We start from the raw sequence: 15,549 nt of genomic DNA on the forward strand, positions 1-15,549 counted from the left end.
TCCCATCGCTTCGCGCCGCGAACACCCAGCGCCAGCACATAATTTTCCAGCAGATCCACCTCTTCCGGCTCCATACCGGACAGACCGCTCCGCAGGTACCGGAACACCGATTCGTAAGAGAAATCCTGCTCCGCAATCTCCAGCAGCGCCCGGATGAATTCTACAAAGGGATTCTTCAGGATGCTGCGCTTATTGTCAAGGAAGCAGGGGATCTCATAATCCGCCAGTATTCGCTCCAGCACCGAGCTGTAGCTCTCCATGTCTCCGGTAATCAGGGCAAAATCCCGGTAGTGATAATTCTTCTCCCGAATCAGCTCCCGGATCCGGCCTGCTGCCCAGGATACCTCCTCCTCGGGATTTTTTAAAATGTGAAGGCTGATCTGCCCGGAATTCTGCGGATATCGCTGCCACCGCAGCCGAAACAGATTCTGCTCAAGCCACTGAAGCTCGCCTCCCGCCGCAAACCGGCTTTTCTCCCCGGAGTGTACCCAGATGGGCTCCTCCTCCCGGACATCCACTTCCTGGGCCAGCCGCTTCAGCCCCGCCACCGTCTTCTTGCTCAGGTAAAAAAGCTGGTGCTCACCCTCCACATGATAGGGGTTCTCCCGCTCGTCGATGGTCACGGTCACCATTACCTTTTTTGCGTACTGCATCAGCTTCTGCATCAGCTTATTCTGGATCGGCGTAAAACCCGTAAAGCCGTCCAGCACAATGACGCTCTCCCGGATCATCTGCGACCGCTCCGCCACCCGGCAGAGCACCTCCAGCAGCTCCTCTGCCGTGATATACTGATCCGCCAGATAGGCATGGAACGCCTTGTAAAGGACCTGCACGTCGCACAATTTATAATATAGATGAGGCTTCTCCTTACTCTTCTCCAGGAAATCCGCCAGTGCCTCCTCTGTCACTGCGTACTGGGTCAGTTCGGAAATCAGTGATTTAATCTCACTGATATACCCCATTTTCTTCAAATTCCCACCGAGGACCTTCAGTTCCCCTTTTCGCTCCTGGGCGATTTTCCGCAGCACCAGATTCTTACCGGTCTCCTCCAGTACCTTTCCCACCCGGGTTCCGGTCTCCTCAAACACCCGGTAAGCCAGCCGCTGAAAGCTCAGAATATCAATATTCAGGATACCGCCGTCCGGATGCAGCCGCACCAGCTCCTTCTGGGTCTGCATGGTAAACTGCTCCGGCACGATCACCAGATAGCTTTGATCCGGATGCCGGATGGAATCCTCGATCACACTCCGAAATAAAGTATAAGATTTTCCCGCGCCGGAATTACCGAAAATGAATTGCAGGGACATGGTGTTCTCCTTCCTTGCTTTCGCCCATCTTTAAAGCACCTTTCCGTTTTTTTCACAGACAGGATCCTGTCCCTCCGTCATGGTCACCAGATAGCCCTCTTTCCCAAAGTTAAGCGCAAGAATTCTGCAGTTTTCATCATAAAATATCTGGATAAATACTGCATTTCCAGGTACGTTGCTTCCAAAATTATTCCGAATATTTTCTTTTAAGGTTTTCCCCGGTTTTGGAACATTGGCATTGCCAAACTGATACTGGGGATTCGTCTTGTCGGTGCTTTCCAGGTAGATCAGCACCTGCTGGCCAATCATCTGGCTGGCAGTCAAATTTTTTGTATGCCACTTCTTCAGTTCATCCGAAAGTGTCGAATTTGATATTCTGCCAAGGTTGTTATATTTTTTTTCCATTGATGGTACATGAATTTGTCATAGACTTCTGCATCGCTGTGTCATTGATATGCAGTCCGTAATACTCAGAAGCCGCTGCCTGCGCAGCCGTCCAGACTCCCTTTGCTTCCGCTGTAAGCTTCTTTTCCCTGGCTCTGTCAATGTATCCGGTCAAAGCCGGCACAAGCAAGGCTGCAAGAATTGCCAGAATAACCAGTACTACAATAAGCTCCACTAAGGTAAAACCCTGTTTATTTTTTTGAGACTTCATCTTTATCATTCCCCTTGTATATTCTGCGATACCTCATATCGCTTTTCTGCGAATTTCACTGCGTTTATATGATGGTACGCGATGTCCATATGGATTATAGCATATTGTGTTATGCTTTAGTAGGGGAATTTTCCCACACAACAAATCAGCGGGCATCAACTCTGCTTACATTGATACCCGCTGCTAAACTATGCTGTCCATTGGACTAATACCTCATTTCTTTATTCTGTTTTCAGTTTCTTTTATTTTGAAGTCTCATAGACTTTTTCCGTTCGATTTCTTCTGTCTTCGGTTTTTGTTTTTCGATCTTCTGTAAAGTTCATTTGTACCGGTTTGCCTTTTCTTCCTTCTTTCTCATCCGGCTTTTTCTTCTTTTTTACCGATTCTCATCGAACGCTTGATTTACGGTTACCTTTTTTCCTGCCTTCCGTAATTCTGCTTTTGATTAAGATTGACATCTTTCTGAAAGCTTTCTTAGGAAGTCCCTCTTAAGTCTTCGGCGGTCCGTACCTCTCTTTTCTCAGATTATGGGGTGGTTCGTTACGTTCCTGTTGGACTGTACCTCCTTTACTTAGATTACTCATTCTCTATGTTAAATATAACTGGGTTATATTTAAGAAGATAGTTGAGTTGTTTTTCGCTTCCTTTCTTCTGAAGCTTTTGTCTTGTTTTTCGTGTTCCTTATCTTTAATTGTATTATAGCGGGACTTCTTCCGTTTGTCAATACTTATTTTTAATTTATTTTAAATTTTTTCTTCTTTTATTGTTTTATTTGTGCAAATATTTTATTATTTTCTGATATTTTAAAACCATTTGCAAGAACAAATGTTCTGTTTTGTATTTACATATCCCATAACAATTGATATAATGAGCATGTTACCGCCCCGATACTGGTGACAGAAAGGGGGTATTCTTTTGGAAGTTCTGCTATCATTTTTTCTCTCTGTCATGGCAAGTGTAGTCGCCTACTACATATGCAAATGGTTAGACAGAGATGATTGATCGGTAACTAGCCTTGGTCTGGTCAGCCATAAATGACAAGAAAGCCAGAGAGTTGCAGCTCTCTGGCTTTCAATTTGTATTCTCTCGGAATACTGCTATCATTTGCCTGTGATAACTATATCACAGCTTTCTCAGGAATTCAAGCATTCAGACGATATTTAATTCTCGTTGGACCGCTCCCCGGTAATGGAATACTCCACCCACTCTGCAATATTGGTGGCGTGGTCGCCGATCCGCTCATAATACTTCGTGATCATGAACAGATCGAGCACCTCCTCGCCCTTGCTGCCGCCGTCGCGGATGGCGTCCAGGATTTCCCCTCTTACCTTTAAAAACAGTCCGTCCACAATATCATCATCCCGAATTACCTGACGGGCCAGCTCCAGGTCTTCTTCCACATAAGCAGTAACACTGTCTGTCACCATTTTCATGGCAGCCACGCCCATCTTGCACACATGAAGGAACTTATCCGGAAGCTTTTCGTTCATATCAATGACGATGTCTGCGATATCTGCCGCCTGATCGCCGATACGCTCCATATCCGTCACCATTTTCAGGGCCGCGGAAACCCGGCGGAGATCCCCTGCCACCGGCTGCTGATGGAGAATCAGTTTCATACAGAGACTCTCGATGTCCCGCTCCTGTCGGTTGATGATGGCGTCATTCTTCATAATTTCCTCTGCCAGCTGCAGATCGCCGTCTGTCAGAGCTTTTGTAGCATTGGAAATGGCCTTTTCGCACAGACCGCCCATAGCGATCATCTGTGTATGCAGCTCATTCAGCTGTTCTTCATAAAAATCTCTCATAACATCAACCAAACCTTCCTGAAATATAATTTTCGGTACGGGTATCCTTCGGCATGGAGAAGATCTGATCCGTGTTGCCGTACTCAATCACCTCGCCCAGCAGGAAGAATGCGGTCTTGTCAGAGATACGCGCTGCCTGCTGCATGTTGTGGGTCACCATCACAATCGTAAAGCTCTTCTTCAGCTCCATACACAGATCCTCAATCTTGGAGGTGGAAATCGGATCCAGCGCGGAGGTCGGCTCGTCCATCAGCAGAATCTCCGGCTTCACGGCCAGGGCCCTGGCGATGCAGAGACGCTGCTGCTGACCGCCGGACATGCCCAGGGCGCTCTTCTTTAAGCGATCCTTAGTCTCATCCCAGATAGCTGCATTCCGCAGAGATTCCTCCACGATTTCGTCCAGCTTCGCTTTATTCCGAATTCCGTGGGTCCGGGGACCGTAGGCAATATTGTCATAGATGCTCATAGGAAATGGATTCGGCTTCTGGAATACCATGCCCACTCTCCGGCGCAGGTCATTCACGTCCATTCCCTTGTAGATGTCCTGTCCATTTAAGGTTACCTTTCCAGTAATCTTACAGCCGGCCACCATATCATTCATACGGTTCAGGGATTTGAGGAAGGTGGATTTGCCGCAGCCGGAGGGGCCGATAAATGCGGTAATCTCATTTTTCTCAATCTCCATATTTACATTTTTGAGCGCCTGGAAATCCCCGTAGAACAGATCCAGATGTTCAATGTTCATAATACCCATTTCTATTCTCCTGTCTTCTTCGCCAGCCTCTTTGCGATGAAGCTGGAAAATGCGTTAATTCCGATCACAATGATGAGCAGTACCACAGCTGTGGCAGAGGCCTGATCCACATGAAGGGCCTCACTGGTCAGTACATACATGTGCAATGCCAGCGTTCTTCCCGATTCCATGGCTCCCGCATACTTGGCCACGGTTCCCGAGGTGTACATCAGCGCCGCCGTCTCGCCCACGATACGGCCGATGCCTAAGATAACGCCCGCCAGAATACCCGGAATGGCGCTGGGCAGTACCACCTGAAAGACGGTTCGGAGCTTTCCGGCTCCCAGTCCGAAGCTTCCCTCCCGGTAGGAATCCGGTACAGCCAGCAGAGCTTCCTCTGTGGTCCGCATAATCAGCGGCAGAATCATAATCGCCAGGGTAAAGGCTCCGGCCAGCATGGAATAGCCCCATTTCAGCTTTGTTACGAAAAACAGCATACCAAACAGGCCATAGACGATAGAGGGAATACCTGACAGCGTCTCCGCCGTTACCCGCACCACGCCGACGAATTTATTTCCCTTTTTCGCGTATTCCACCAGATAAATGGCAGAAAAGATACCCACGGGAACCGCCAGAATCAGTGCCAGGAAAATCATTTCGATGGTGTTGAACAGAGCCGGCATCAGGGAAACGTTGTCCGAGGTGTAATGCAGGGAGAACAGCTCCGGCGTCAGATAGGGTACGCCCCGAATCAGAATGTAGGCAATCAGGAAAATCAGTACGGCAAAGGTCACGCATGCTGCCAGCACCACCAGCAGGAACAGAATCAAAGAACCCGGATGCTTCCGCAGAGCATGGAGCTTATCGCCTGCCGTCTGCTTGTTAATTGCTTCCATTTCCGCCCCTCCTTAACAGTGATACGCTTAAGTTGATAATCAGAATAAATACAAAGAGTACAACCGCCGTGGCAATCAGAGCCTCCCGGTGCAGGTCTGTGGCGTAGCCCATCTCAATGACGATATTTGCCGTCATGGTACGGACGCCCTTAAACAGGCTTTCCGGCATCTTAGTCTGATTTCCGGCTACCATGATAACCGCCATGGTCTCGCCGATGGCCCGGCCGATTCCCAGTACAATTCCGGTCAGCACACCAGATTTTGCCGCCGGGACGATAACCGTAAATACGCTCCGCTCCTTGGTTGCTCCCAGTGCCAGCGCTCCCTCATGGTACATGGCCGGTACGCTCCGAAGAGCCGTTTCCGTAGTTCCGATGATGGTCGGCAGAATCATGATACCCAGAAGGATGCATGCGGTCAGCATGACATTTCCCTTGCAATGGGGAATCTGCCGGAGCAGGGGAACCAGAACCATCATGCCAAAAAAGCCGTACACGACCGACGGGATTCCGGCCAGCAGCTCGGTGGCTGCCTTCAGGGGACGGTAGATTTTCTTCGGGCAATAGTACGCCATGAAAATCGAGGTCAGGATTCCGATGGGAACTCCGATGAGAATCGCTCCCGCTGTCACGTAGATACTGCCCAGGATAAAGGGCAGGATTCCGAAAATATTGTTGCCCGGCTTCCATCTGGTTCCCAGCAGGAACTCCATCGGTCCGATTTTTCCGATGGCCGGAAGTCCGTTGGCAAACAGAAATACACAAATGAGTATTACTGCCAGAATAGAGGTGCAGGCGGCTATGAAGAACACCGCCTGCATAAATACTTCCTTGATACGCGCTTTCCAAGCCGCCTGTTTCATATCATTTGCCCTCTTTTGCTTACTCTACCTCACTCCAGGAAGTAGTCTCGCCTACGTAAATGCTCTTTACCTGGTCTTTGGTCAGGTTGTCGATGGGGTTGTTGTTATTTACAACTACCGCGATACCATCCTGTGCGATAACTGTTGCGGTAAGCTCAGCTGTCTCTGTGTCCTTCAGCTCTCTGGAAGCCATTCCGATGTCGCATACGCCGTCGATAGCTGAGGTCATACCTGTGGTAGAATCACTGGTCTGAATCTCAATCTTTACGTTGCCGTTCAGCTTCATATAAGCCTCTGCCAGCTTCTCCATCACCGGAGATACGGAAGAAGAACCTGCTACTGTCACGCTGCCGCTTGCCTGGCCGCCCGCGAATGCCGGAGCTGCGTCGTCGATGGTGATGTATCCCTCATCGCTTACAATCTGCTGTCCCTCTGCGCTCAGGATATAATCAATGAAATCCTGCGCAGCCTCGCTTACCTCGCCCTTGGTTGCGATGTTGAAGGGTCTGTATACCTTGTAGCTGTCGCTTTTGATATTTTCTACGGTGGGCTCTACGCCGTCAATCTTCAGTGCCTTTACGGTATCATTCAGGGAACCTAAGGATACGTATCCGATTGCGTAATCATCGCCAGCCACGCCGGTCATCATAACGGAGGTATTGTTGGTGATGGTTGCGTCCTCGGTGGTGTTGTCAATCTTTTCTCCGTTGGCGTCCTTCTCTTCTACGCCGAACAGCTCGATGAATGCGCCTCTGGTTCCGGAACCGTCCTCACGGGAGTATACGGAGATATCCTCGTCGGTGTCAAAATCTGCTGTTGCTGTATCTGCCGCTGCCGCAGTATCCTCTGCCTCAGCCGTAGTATCCACAGCCGCTGTGGTATCTGCGGTCTCAGAGCTTCCGCAGCCTGCCAGCATTGCTGCTGTAAGTGCCATGGTCATCAATAAGCTAACTGTTTTCTTTTTCATAATGTTTTCTCCTTTTCGCCGGGTGAACGTTTCCGGCCTCTTCTCTCTTTTCTTCTCCAAGGCGTTTGGTTTCTCTTGTCCGCCCTGTGATTTATATCTTAGTCTGCCAATGTAAAGGGTAAAAGCCAGGTTTCGTTAAGGGTATGTAAAGAAGCAGTAAGGGTTTTGTTGTGCCATCAGAACTATGTGGAAATAAAAAAAGCCCGGCAGAGGGTCTCTGCACTGACGCCTCCGCGAGCTTTTCTTCTTACATTTCCTATTCTGTTTCAGACGAATTTGTATCCCATTCCGCGCACGGTCTGAATATACTGGGGGTGATCCGGATCCTTTTCGATCTTCTTGCGGAGATTCCGCACATGGACGTCTACAGTCCGGGTTTCTCCGGAATACTCATAGCCCCAGATCAGCTCCAGCAGCTGCTCCCGGGTGAATACCCGATTCCGGTGGCTGGCAAAAAGGTAGAGAAGTTCAAACTCCTTCAGAGAAAGAAATACGGGCTTTCCGTCCATATAGACTTCCCGGGATGTATTGTTAATCAGTAGATCCCCCGCCGTAATCTTATCCTCCGGCTCTGATTCGATTTTCTCAAGAGAGCTGCGGCGAAGCAGCGCTTTCACCCGAGCCAGCAGCTCCCGGATGCCGAAGGGCTTGCTGATATAATCATCGGCGCCCATCTCCAGTCCCAGGACTTTATCGATCTCTTCGCCCTTGGCTGTCAGCATAATGACAGGCATTGTAGACAGATTTTTGTCCGCCCGCATTTCTTTTAAAACCTCAATGCCATCCATGCCGGGCAGCATATAATCCAGCAGCACCAGATCCACCTGCATGGTTTTCAGAATCGCCAGTCCCTTTTCTCCGGTCTCAGCCCGCAGGACTTCGTATCCATTTTTTTCCAGATTGTACTCCAACAGATCTAAGATATGTTCTTCATCATCTATGGTTAATATAACTTTTTTTGCCATGATATCTCCTCTGCAATGATTCAGTGCCTTCCATTATTTCTATGATCTTTTTTAGTAGGGCAGCTTCACTGTAAATTCGGTTCCGACGCCCGGTTTACTGGTCACATGGATGGTGCCGTTATACAACTCCACGATATGCTTCACAATGGACAGTCCCAGTCCGGTACCGCCCTGGGCCTTGGAGCGTCCCTTATCTACCCGGTAGAAGCGTTCGAAAATCCGCTCCAGCTGCTCCTCCTCCATGCCGATACCGGTATCCGAGATTTCCAGCACCAGCTGATTTCCCAGTGTATGACACACTATCGTAACCGCGCCGAACTCCGTGGCCTTCAGGCCGTTGTCTATCAGATTGATCAGCAGCTGCTTGATCCGATCCCGGTTGCAGTTATAGGGCTTCAGCGTCGGATCCGGCTGGAAAATCAGGCGGACATGCTCCTTGACCTTGGGCTGCAGAAGCTCCACCACCTCGGCGATCACTGCGTTGACGTCGCAGGGCTCCCGGTTGGTGTCCTGCTTGCTCTCAATCTCGGACAACAGCAGAGTATCGCTGATGAGATGGCTCAGCCGCTCCGTCTCAATGTCAATGATATCCAGAAATCTGTGGGCCATCTTCGGATCCTCAATGGCTCCGTCCTTCAGGGTCTCTACGAAACCCCGGATAGAGGTCAGCGGAGTCTTTAGCTCATGGGTCACATTGGACACGAATTCCCGCCGCATATTTTCCACCTTCTTCATGGCCTGCACATATTTCCGGAAATAAGCGCCCAGGAAAAATACCACAACCAGAAGCACCAGGGTTACCAGAACCGTGGAACGGACAAATTCATTATCCATATTTTTCAGTTCACTTAAAGGCAGGGCCACACGCATGACGCCATGGAAGTCGCCGCTGTCCACCGGGACTGCGCAGTAGCAGTAGTCCACATCAAAGGTATCGGATTTCCGGATCAGGCTGTTGCTCTGCCCCTCCAGGGCCTTCTGCACCTCTTCCCGGTTCAGATGATTGCTCATCAGATCGCTGGCGCCCTGGGACTCTCCCAGCACATTGCCCTCGGAATCTATAATGGTAATCCGGATATTGTAGGCTTTCGCGTAATTCTCCGCAAACTGCTCATAGCCGTTTTCCCCGGCCACATCCTCTGCCCGGAACAAATCCCGCAGCATTTCTGCCTGGGTCAGGTAGCTTTTCTCGCTCTGATGCTCCAGATAGCTGAAGCCATTTGTCCAAAATGCGTATTCAAACGCGACTAACGCAATCATTGCCGCAATAATATAGCCTACCAGAACCTTCTTTTTCACGCTTATCCCTCTTTCTCGTCTGCCACGTAGCCTACCACGTTGTTTGCATGATCGGAAATCCGTTCAATATTGCTGAGCATATCCAGGAAAATGACGCCCCGGGCCGCGGAACATTCATTGTGCGCCAGCCTGTTAATATGCTGGGTTCTGAGATCCTCCTCCAGATCATCGATCTCGTCCTCGATCTGAACCACCTGCTGCACGTAGGCCATTTTCTCGGTCTCACGGGCCAGCACCGCTGCCTTCACCGCGTCCACGGTCAGACCTGCAATCTCCTCAAAGCCCTGCATGGCCTCCATGGAGAAATGCAGCCCGTCGCTGATCATGGTTTGGGTCAGTTCCGCCAGATTATCGCAGTGGTCGCTGATCCGCTCCAGATCGCTGACGGTGTAGAACAGATCATTGATGATCAGACGCTGATGATCCGTCAGGGAACCCTTGCTGATTTCCGCCAGATATTCTGTCATCTTTTTCTCGTATTCATTCATATTCTGCTCTAAGCGGACTGCCTTGTCAACCCGTTTCTGGCTGCCGGTCCGAATGGCGTCAAATACAAGCTCCACGTGGGCAATCGCCAGCTCGCCCATGCGGACCACTTCCTTCAGGGCGCCCTCCACCGCAAAGGACGGAGTCTCCAGAAAACGGGATTCGATATGGGGAAGCTCGAAGGCCTCCTCTGCCTGCTCCTCCTCCCCGTCGTCCTTCACAATCATTCCGGACAGCTTCACCAGAAGATTGCCAAAGGGATAAAGAAGAAGCGTATTCGTAATATTAAAGAAGGTATGGAACACGGAAATTCCCACGCTGTTAATTTCCGAAGACGCCCAGGCCTTGTTGATGGTAAAGACCACAAACATCAGAAGGCCGAATACAATTGCGCCGATGGTATTGAACATCAGATGGATGACTGCCGCGCGCTTGGCCGTCTTATGGGCTCCCAGGCTGGACAGCAGCGCGGTTACACAGGTACCGATATTCTGTCCCAGGGTAATAAATATTGCCGAGCTCCAGTTGACCAGGCCATTGGCCGCCAGCGTCTGCAGAATACCCACCGACGCGGAAGAGCTCTGAATCAGAGCCGTAACTGCCAGGCCGGCCAGCATGCCTAAGATCGGATTCCGGCCCAGTACCCGGAAGGCCTCGGAGAAAATCGGCGCGTCCCGGTAAGGGGTAATCGCGCCGGACATAAAGCTCAGTCCGATAAACAGTACGCCGAAACCAATGAGAATTTCACTCACATCCACGATTTTTTCCTTTTTGGAAAACAGCAGCATAAAAGCTCCGATTCCAATCAAAAGCGGAGCGAAAAATTCCGGCTTCAGGAACGCCCCCCATTCGCTCATGGACACCAGCCAGGCCGTCACCGTGGTACCGATATTGGCGCCCATGATGACGCCCACTGCCTGGGTCAGATTCATCAGACCCGCATTTACAAAACCGACGACCATAACCGTGGTCGCCGAGCTGCTCTGAATAATTGCGGTCACTCCGGCTCCCACCAGAATTCCCATCAGACGGTTCCGGGTCAGGAACTCCAGTAAATGTTTCATTTTATTGCCCGCGGATTTCTGCAGTCCGTCCGCCATGACGTTCATGCCGTACAGGAACATACCCAGACCTCCGATAAAACGAAACAGCATTTCTACATGTTGCATGTTCTACTCCCTCCTGATATTACATTCATGATAACTTCTCAAAGTTAATTTTTTCTTTTGTTTCTGTTATCACCTTATCAAGGAGAGGTAAAAAAAGATCGCAGGTTATGTTAAGTTTGTGTAAAATAGCGCAGAAAGAATCCTGTCGGAATGCTTCTGCGCTATTATTTTAAAATCCTTTTTCTTTTAACCCCTTCACCAAATTTACATAAAACTCCCGCACATCAAACCCTTCGATATTCTCCCGGTTCAGATCAATCATGTCTCCATGAGAAATACCGCGGTGGCCGGGGGCAGTCAGGTAGGTGTATGCTTCGCCCCAACGGAAGGAAGCTTCCCCTACCAGGCCGTCGTTTTCACCGTCAAATAGGTGGACGAAACGGTTGGTCAGGTTCAGGGGAAAGCGACCACCAGAGGCGTGCTTCAGGCAGGAGCCGGTGCTTTGGATGTAGACGCCAGCCGGATCCTGCAGTTCTTCGTTCAGCTTCCGGCAGGCACTGGCTGTCAGATCGCCCACAGCCGCCAGGAAATCTGGATTATCGTCACCCAGCTTTTTCAACGTGGCATTGTAAGCGGCTGCTACAGCATTTTTCTGTTTCTCAGGTATCAGATTCAACAGATAGTCTGCGAATTCGCAGCCCCGGTGGGGTGTGTTGATGGTGGTGAGGGACGCCACATAAGGAGCCATCCCAAGCCTGGAAATGGCGTAGCGGCTGTCCAGACCACCCTTGGAATGGGCGATGATGTTCACCTTCTCACTGCCAGTCTCCTGAAGTACGGCCTTAATCCGGGCCGCAATCTCCGCTCCCGAATCGGCCACAGAGGCCGCCGACTGATGATTTCCATAGTAAATAACGGTTCCATTTTTCTCTAGCTCCGCCGGAATCCGTCCCCAGTAATTCAGGTAACGGAAATCCCGGAAAAAGACGCCATGAACCATTAGAATCGGATATTTCGTCGCGCAGACCTGATCTGCCGCACGGTTTTCGTCCAGCACGATTTTCTCATTTTCAAACTGCACCTCCCGGGCTGCCAGTTTTACCAACCTGCCCAGGACGATGAGATGCACCACCGGAATCATACCGCAGACGATACCGATAAGGCGCCATTTTATCCCGATCTGCGCCGAAGACAGGTAAATCCGTAGAATCCCGCTCCAGAATACCACGGCTTCCACCAGAATCAGAACTGCCGCCGCTCCCAGCCAGAGTCTCCAGTCCGCCTCCGCTTTCACCTGCGGTAACGTCCAGCCTGCAAATGTCGCCAGCCAGAATCCACCGGCCAGCACGCAAGAGCTTAGGAACAGATAGATAAGCTCCACACCGTTCTGACAGGTCCGAAGCCGCCGGGAATGTAGAATGTCCATATAACAGCCCGGTTTCATGCAGATGAAAATCAGGCACAGGAATAATAATAAAATTCCCCACGAATTCAGCCAATTACTCTTCCATAGCAATGGGCTGACTGCCAGGGTAGAAATTACTGCAATATTGAAAATTCTGGGGATGTATTTTTTCATTGATGCTCTTTCCCTTCTCTCTCTATTTTATCGTCTCAATCCGCACCCGACGATCCCGTCCTCTGGTTTCCCAGATCATCAAATATACATGGAATTCCAGATTATCCTGCGCGATGGTAAAAGGTTCCTCGCGCAGTACTTCCGCGCGGATTCCGCGCTTTGCCAGCTCCTGCCGACGCTCTTCGGCCTGCTGCTCCAGCCGTTTTATCGCGTTATCAGTTGCTTTCCCAAAGGAACGTCTGGGATAATCCTGCACTGCTTCCCGCAATCGCCGGGACAACAGGTCTACCACCTCCTCGCATTCCGTGCGATGCAGCATGGCCGCAATCCGTTTTGCCAGAAGGGGCCAGGGATGTCTTCGGTAAAACTTTAGCCGCCACCCAAGCTTTTTATTTCCGCATTCCCGCGCCAGCTCCTCCATGACATTCAACGCTTCTTCCGAAGGATTCCACGGATCCGGAATCGGCACAATGTATTTCGCCGGGACAGCCGGATAACAGCAGTAATTCAGCGGTGGAAAATAAGCCAGATGCGCCAGTCGCCGCTCTTCCGGGGTGCAATGTTCCGGCCCCAGATATTCGCATTTATCCCGGAGAATCGCAATCCGATATTCCAGCTGCCGCAGATATTCATATCCAGGCACCCAGAAATGCGCGATTTTTCCATAATTGTAGAGCTGCACCTCCAAATCCAGATTTTCAAACAGCAGCGTCACTGCGTTATCGCCCTGCCGGACCACCAGCACATACCTGGCCGCGTCCCGACTCATGGACCAGGTCAGCGCTCCCTCATAATCCTCCAGGTAATGACCGGTCAGCGCCGCGCCACGAAATACCAGAAAGCTTTCCACGGCATCGTTCATCAGATAAACTAACCTGCGCTCCGTATCGCCCTCTTTTGCTGGCAATAATTCAAACTGATCCTGCTCCAGCAATTCCTCCAGCATTACAAATATATCCATGTATAACCTCTTTTGTGTTCTCTCATTTTACGCTCTTCTCAGCAGCTCCGCGATCTGCAGACTCCGATCCGGAATCCGATACTCCTCCGCTTATTTTCTATGTTCGTTCCTGTCCAACCTTTTGATTGAATCAGAGTTTTCTTTAAAAAAGATCCAGCATATTATCCAGATAAATCTCTTCTCTGACTTCCAACTGATGCTCCGGCTTCGTCATGTAGTAAAGCAGAAACTCCAGAATCAGGGCGCTGCCGAGACCACGGCCTTCCATTTTGAACTGGGAAAATCCAAGGGACAAATAAATGTCCTGGATATCATCGATGCTGATAAAAGCCAGGCTTTTCATGGCTTTGGAAAAACGATAGCCTTCTGCCACGTTGGGAGCCTGACAGATGTGCTCCACGTTTTCTCCGAGGTTTTTCCGGCTGACGGTCTCGTAGCACTCTTTCCGGTCTTTGCAGCCAGGCCAACAGCATTCGTTGCAGAGAAATTCGACCTTGTCTTTCTCCGGCTGTGATAATGTCTCCCATTTATCCAGTGCCTTGTTCAGGCGAAAATCCGGCACCACATATCGGAACTCCGTTCGTTCAATTTCCTTATGGCACTGCTGAAAATCCGTCAGAACCTTTGTGGTAGAAGAGACAAAATAAAGTCCCGGATAGGTCTTCTTTAAATAATCCAGCAGCAAATCCGAGTGAATAATGACGCCGTTTTGTACCGCACTTTTCTGCTCGAATAAAGCGCAGAGCGCATTACATTTTTTATCGAAAAGATGCTCCTCCCGAAGCAACGAATTACTGAAGGTCAACCGGGCAGAAATGCCGTATCCCTGCATGAGTTCCAGAACCTCCTTAGGCTCTGCTTCCCCAAACCCGGCGCGGCCGCCGCCCCAGATACAGTCCGCCGGAGCGCCGTAGATGGAGCCGATGTCGCACCAGTCGTAAAACCAGTTCCGGTGCCGACGGAATAATGGCAGGAATACCTGATACAACTCGTAGAATTCAAACAAGCCCGGTAAATGATAATATGCTTTTTTCATGTTACCTTTTCCTCTGCTTATCTTTCAAAAGGTTATTATAGTTTACATAAAATCAAGCAAGCTTTCCCCTCTTCTCCCGAGGTAAAAAGATCCGCTCATCTCTTCGCATATAGCTGAGCAGTTTCCGCTTCCAGCTCCCGGTTGATCTCGTCCTCACTGTCCGCCATGGCCTGAAGCGTCATAGTCAGCAGCTTCTCCAGCGGCCAGCCGAGCTGTTCCGCGCCACGCTCGATAACCTCTCTGGAGCAGCCAGCCGCGAAGCCCTTGCTCTTGTATTTCTTCTTCAGAGATTTCAGTTCCATATCCTTGGTGCTCTTGGACGGACGCATCAGTGCAGCTGCCCAGATAAGACCGGTCAGCTCATCTGCTGCAAACAGCACCTTTTCCATCTCTTGCACCGGCTCCACATCCAGGGTCTTGCCGCACTCCACGGTGATTCCATAGCCATGGGAAACGACTGCGTGAATGATATCCTCCGACACGCCGCCTTCCCGCAGAAGCTCCGGCGCTTTCAGGCAATGCTCCGTCGGATACAGTTCAAAATCAATATCATGCAGCAGGCCTACAATGCCCCAGTATTCCTCCTCTGCACCGTAGCCCAGCTCCCGTGCGTACCATTTCATCACGGCTTCTACCGTCAGTGCGTGCTGGATATGAAAGGGATCCTGATTGTACTTTTTTAATAAGGCAAATGCCTTTTCTCTGGAAATATCGCTCATGCTTCATCGTCTCCTTGTACTCCCTCCGAAAGGCCTGGCGGCTGTCGGAGCGGCTTCTTCTAATTCTGTATTTCATTCATCATATACTTATATTCCTACTTTGTCAATAGGATTAATATGTGATGAATTTTCTGTTACATAAAAAAGGCAGAGCCGCCTGACGCCAG

15 protein-coding genes are annotated in these 15,549 nt (G+C 50.2%); all 15 read right to left on the bottom strand.

What is annotated here, in order from left to right:
• A partial coding sequence (locus ACTRC3_RS00005; protein ID WP_440320621.1) for a PD-(D/E)XK nuclease family protein occupies positions 1 to 1,307 on the bottom strand: 1,307 nt, incomplete at its 3' end.
• A 30-nt stretch (positions 1,308 to 1,337) separates the two neighbouring features.
• Positions 1,338 to 1,631, bottom strand: a complete 294-nt coding sequence (locus tag ACTRC3_RS00010) for a hypothetical protein (protein WP_440320623.1) — start codon at positions 1,629 to 1,631, stop codon at positions 1,338 to 1,340.
• 64 nt (positions 1,632 to 1,695) lie between these two features.
• Positions 1,696 to 1,962, bottom strand: coding sequence for a type II secretion system protein (locus ACTRC3_RS00015; protein WP_440320625.1), 267 nt, complete (start codon positions 1,960 to 1,962; stop codon positions 1,696 to 1,698).
• Between the two features lie 1,160 nt (positions 1,963 to 3,122).
• Positions 3,123 to 3,770 (bottom strand): phosphate signaling complex protein PhoU, encoded by a 648-nt coding sequence (gene phoU / locus ACTRC3_RS00020; RefSeq protein WP_349164406.1) that lies wholly within the window; start codon positions 3,768 to 3,770, stop codon positions 3,123 to 3,125.
• A 4-nt stretch (positions 3,771 to 3,774) separates the two neighbouring features.
• Positions 3,775 to 4,524, bottom strand: a complete 750-nt coding sequence (gene pstB, locus ACTRC3_RS00025; RefSeq protein ID WP_440320627.1) for a phosphate ABC transporter ATP-binding protein PstB — start codon at positions 4,522 to 4,524, stop codon at positions 3,775 to 3,777.
• A 2-nt stretch (positions 4,525 to 4,526) separates the two neighbouring features.
• Entirely contained in the window at positions 4,527 to 5,399 is an 873-nt protein-coding gene (gene pstA / locus ACTRC3_RS00030; RefSeq protein ID WP_440320629.1) for a phosphate ABC transporter permease PstA, read from the bottom strand.
• Complete coding sequence (gene pstC / locus ACTRC3_RS00035; RefSeq protein ID WP_158364488.1) at positions 5,386 to 6,261, bottom strand: phosphate ABC transporter permease subunit PstC; 876 nt, start codon at positions 6,259 to 6,261, stop codon at positions 5,386 to 5,388. The genes pstA and pstC overlap by 14 nt, the downstream gene beginning before the upstream one ends.
• Positions 6,262 to 6,280: 19 nt before the next feature.
• A complete protein-coding gene (locus ACTRC3_RS00040; protein WP_440320631.1) occupies positions 6,281 to 7,228 on the bottom strand; it encodes a substrate-binding domain-containing protein in 948 nt (315 codons plus the stop codon).
• Between the two features lie 266 nt (positions 7,229 to 7,494).
• Entirely contained in the window at positions 7,495 to 8,193 is a 699-nt protein-coding gene (locus ACTRC3_RS00045; protein WP_440320633.1) for a winged helix-turn-helix domain-containing protein, read from the bottom strand.
• Positions 8,194 to 8,244: 51 nt separating this feature from the next.
• On the bottom strand, positions 8,245 to 9,492 hold the full coding sequence (locus tag ACTRC3_RS00050; protein ID WP_440320635.1) for an ATP-binding protein: 1,248 nt from the start codon (positions 9,490 to 9,492) through the stop codon (positions 8,245 to 8,247).
• Between the two features lie 2 nt (positions 9,493 to 9,494).
• Positions 9,495 to 11,147 carry a Na/Pi cotransporter family protein gene (locus ACTRC3_RS00055; protein ID WP_440320637.1) on the bottom strand — a complete coding sequence of 551 codons (1,653 nt, stop codon included), beginning with the start codon at positions 11,145 to 11,147 and terminating at the stop codon, positions 9,495 to 9,497.
• A 169-nt stretch (positions 11,148 to 11,316) separates the two neighbouring features.
• On the bottom strand, positions 11,317 to 12,666 hold the full coding sequence (locus tag ACTRC3_RS00060) for an esterase/lipase family protein (protein ID WP_440320639.1): 1,350 nt from the start codon (positions 12,664 to 12,666) through the stop codon (positions 11,317 to 11,319).
• A gap of 22 nt (positions 12,667 to 12,688) precedes the next feature.
• Positions 12,689 to 13,627: a DUF3878 family protein gene (locus tag ACTRC3_RS00065; RefSeq protein ID WP_440320641.1), complete on the bottom strand. Its 939-nt coding sequence runs from the start codon at positions 13,625 to 13,627 to the stop codon at positions 12,689 to 12,691.
• Between the two features lie 142 nt (positions 13,628 to 13,769).
• Positions 13,770 to 14,663, bottom strand: coding sequence for a hypothetical protein (locus ACTRC3_RS00070; protein WP_440320643.1), 894 nt, complete (start codon positions 14,661 to 14,663; stop codon positions 13,770 to 13,772).
• A 95-nt stretch (positions 14,664 to 14,758) separates the two neighbouring features.
• Entirely contained in the window at positions 14,759 to 15,382 is a 624-nt protein-coding gene (locus ACTRC3_RS00075; protein WP_440320645.1) for an HD domain-containing protein, read from the bottom strand.
• Between the last annotated feature and the right edge of the window lie 167 nt (positions 15,383 to 15,549).

The organism is Laedolimicola sp. (assembly GCF_051972735.1).
In the GTDB taxonomy this organism is placed as follows: domain Bacteria; phylum Bacillota; class Clostridia; order Lachnospirales; family Lachnospiraceae; genus Laedolimicola; species Laedolimicola intestinihominis.

Bases quoted from the DNA above. Each gene is read 5' to 3' on its own strand.
- ACTRC3_RS00065 (WP_440320641.1), bottom strand. From the start codon at position 13,627: ATGGATATATTTGTAATGCTGGAGGAATTGCTGGAGCAGGATCAGTTT.
- ACTRC3_RS00055 (WP_440320637.1), bottom strand. From the start codon at position 11,147: ATGCAACATGTAGAAATGCTGTTTCGTTTTATCGGAGGTCTGGGTATG.
- ACTRC3_RS00070 (WP_440320643.1), bottom strand. From the start codon at position 14,663: ATGAAAAAAGCATATTATCATTTACCGGGCTTGTTTGAATTCTACGAG.
- pstB (WP_440320627.1), bottom strand. From the start codon at position 4,524: ATGGGTATTATGAACATTGAACATCTGGATCTGTTCTACGGGGATTTC.
- ACTRC3_RS00045 (WP_440320633.1), bottom strand. From the start codon at position 8,193: ATGGCAAAAAAAGTTATATTAACCATAGATGATGAAGAACATATCTTA.
- pstA (WP_440320629.1), bottom strand. From the start codon at position 5,399: ATGGAAGCAATTAACAAGCAGACGGCAGGCGATAAGCTCCATGCTCTG.
- pstC (WP_158364488.1), bottom strand. From the start codon at position 6,261: ATGAAACAGGCGGCTTGGAAAGCGCGTATCAAGGAAGTATTTATGCAG.
- ACTRC3_RS00015 (WP_440320625.1), bottom strand. From the start codon at position 1,962: ATGAAGTCTCAAAAAAATAAACAGGGTTTTACCTTAGTGGAGCTTATT.
- ACTRC3_RS00040 (WP_440320631.1), bottom strand. From the start codon at position 7,228: ATGAAAAAGAAAACAGTTAGCTTATTGATGACCATGGCACTTACAGCA.
- phoU (WP_349164406.1), bottom strand. From the start codon at position 3,770: ATGAGAGATTTTTATGAAGAACAGCTGAATGAGCTGCATACACAGATG.
- ACTRC3_RS00060 (WP_440320639.1), bottom strand. From the start codon at position 12,666: ATGAAAAAATACATCCCCAGAATTTTCAATATTGCAGTAATTTCTACC.
- ACTRC3_RS00075 (WP_440320645.1), bottom strand. From the start codon at position 15,382: ATGAGCGATATTTCCAGAGAAAAGGCATTTGCCTTATTAAAAAAGTAC.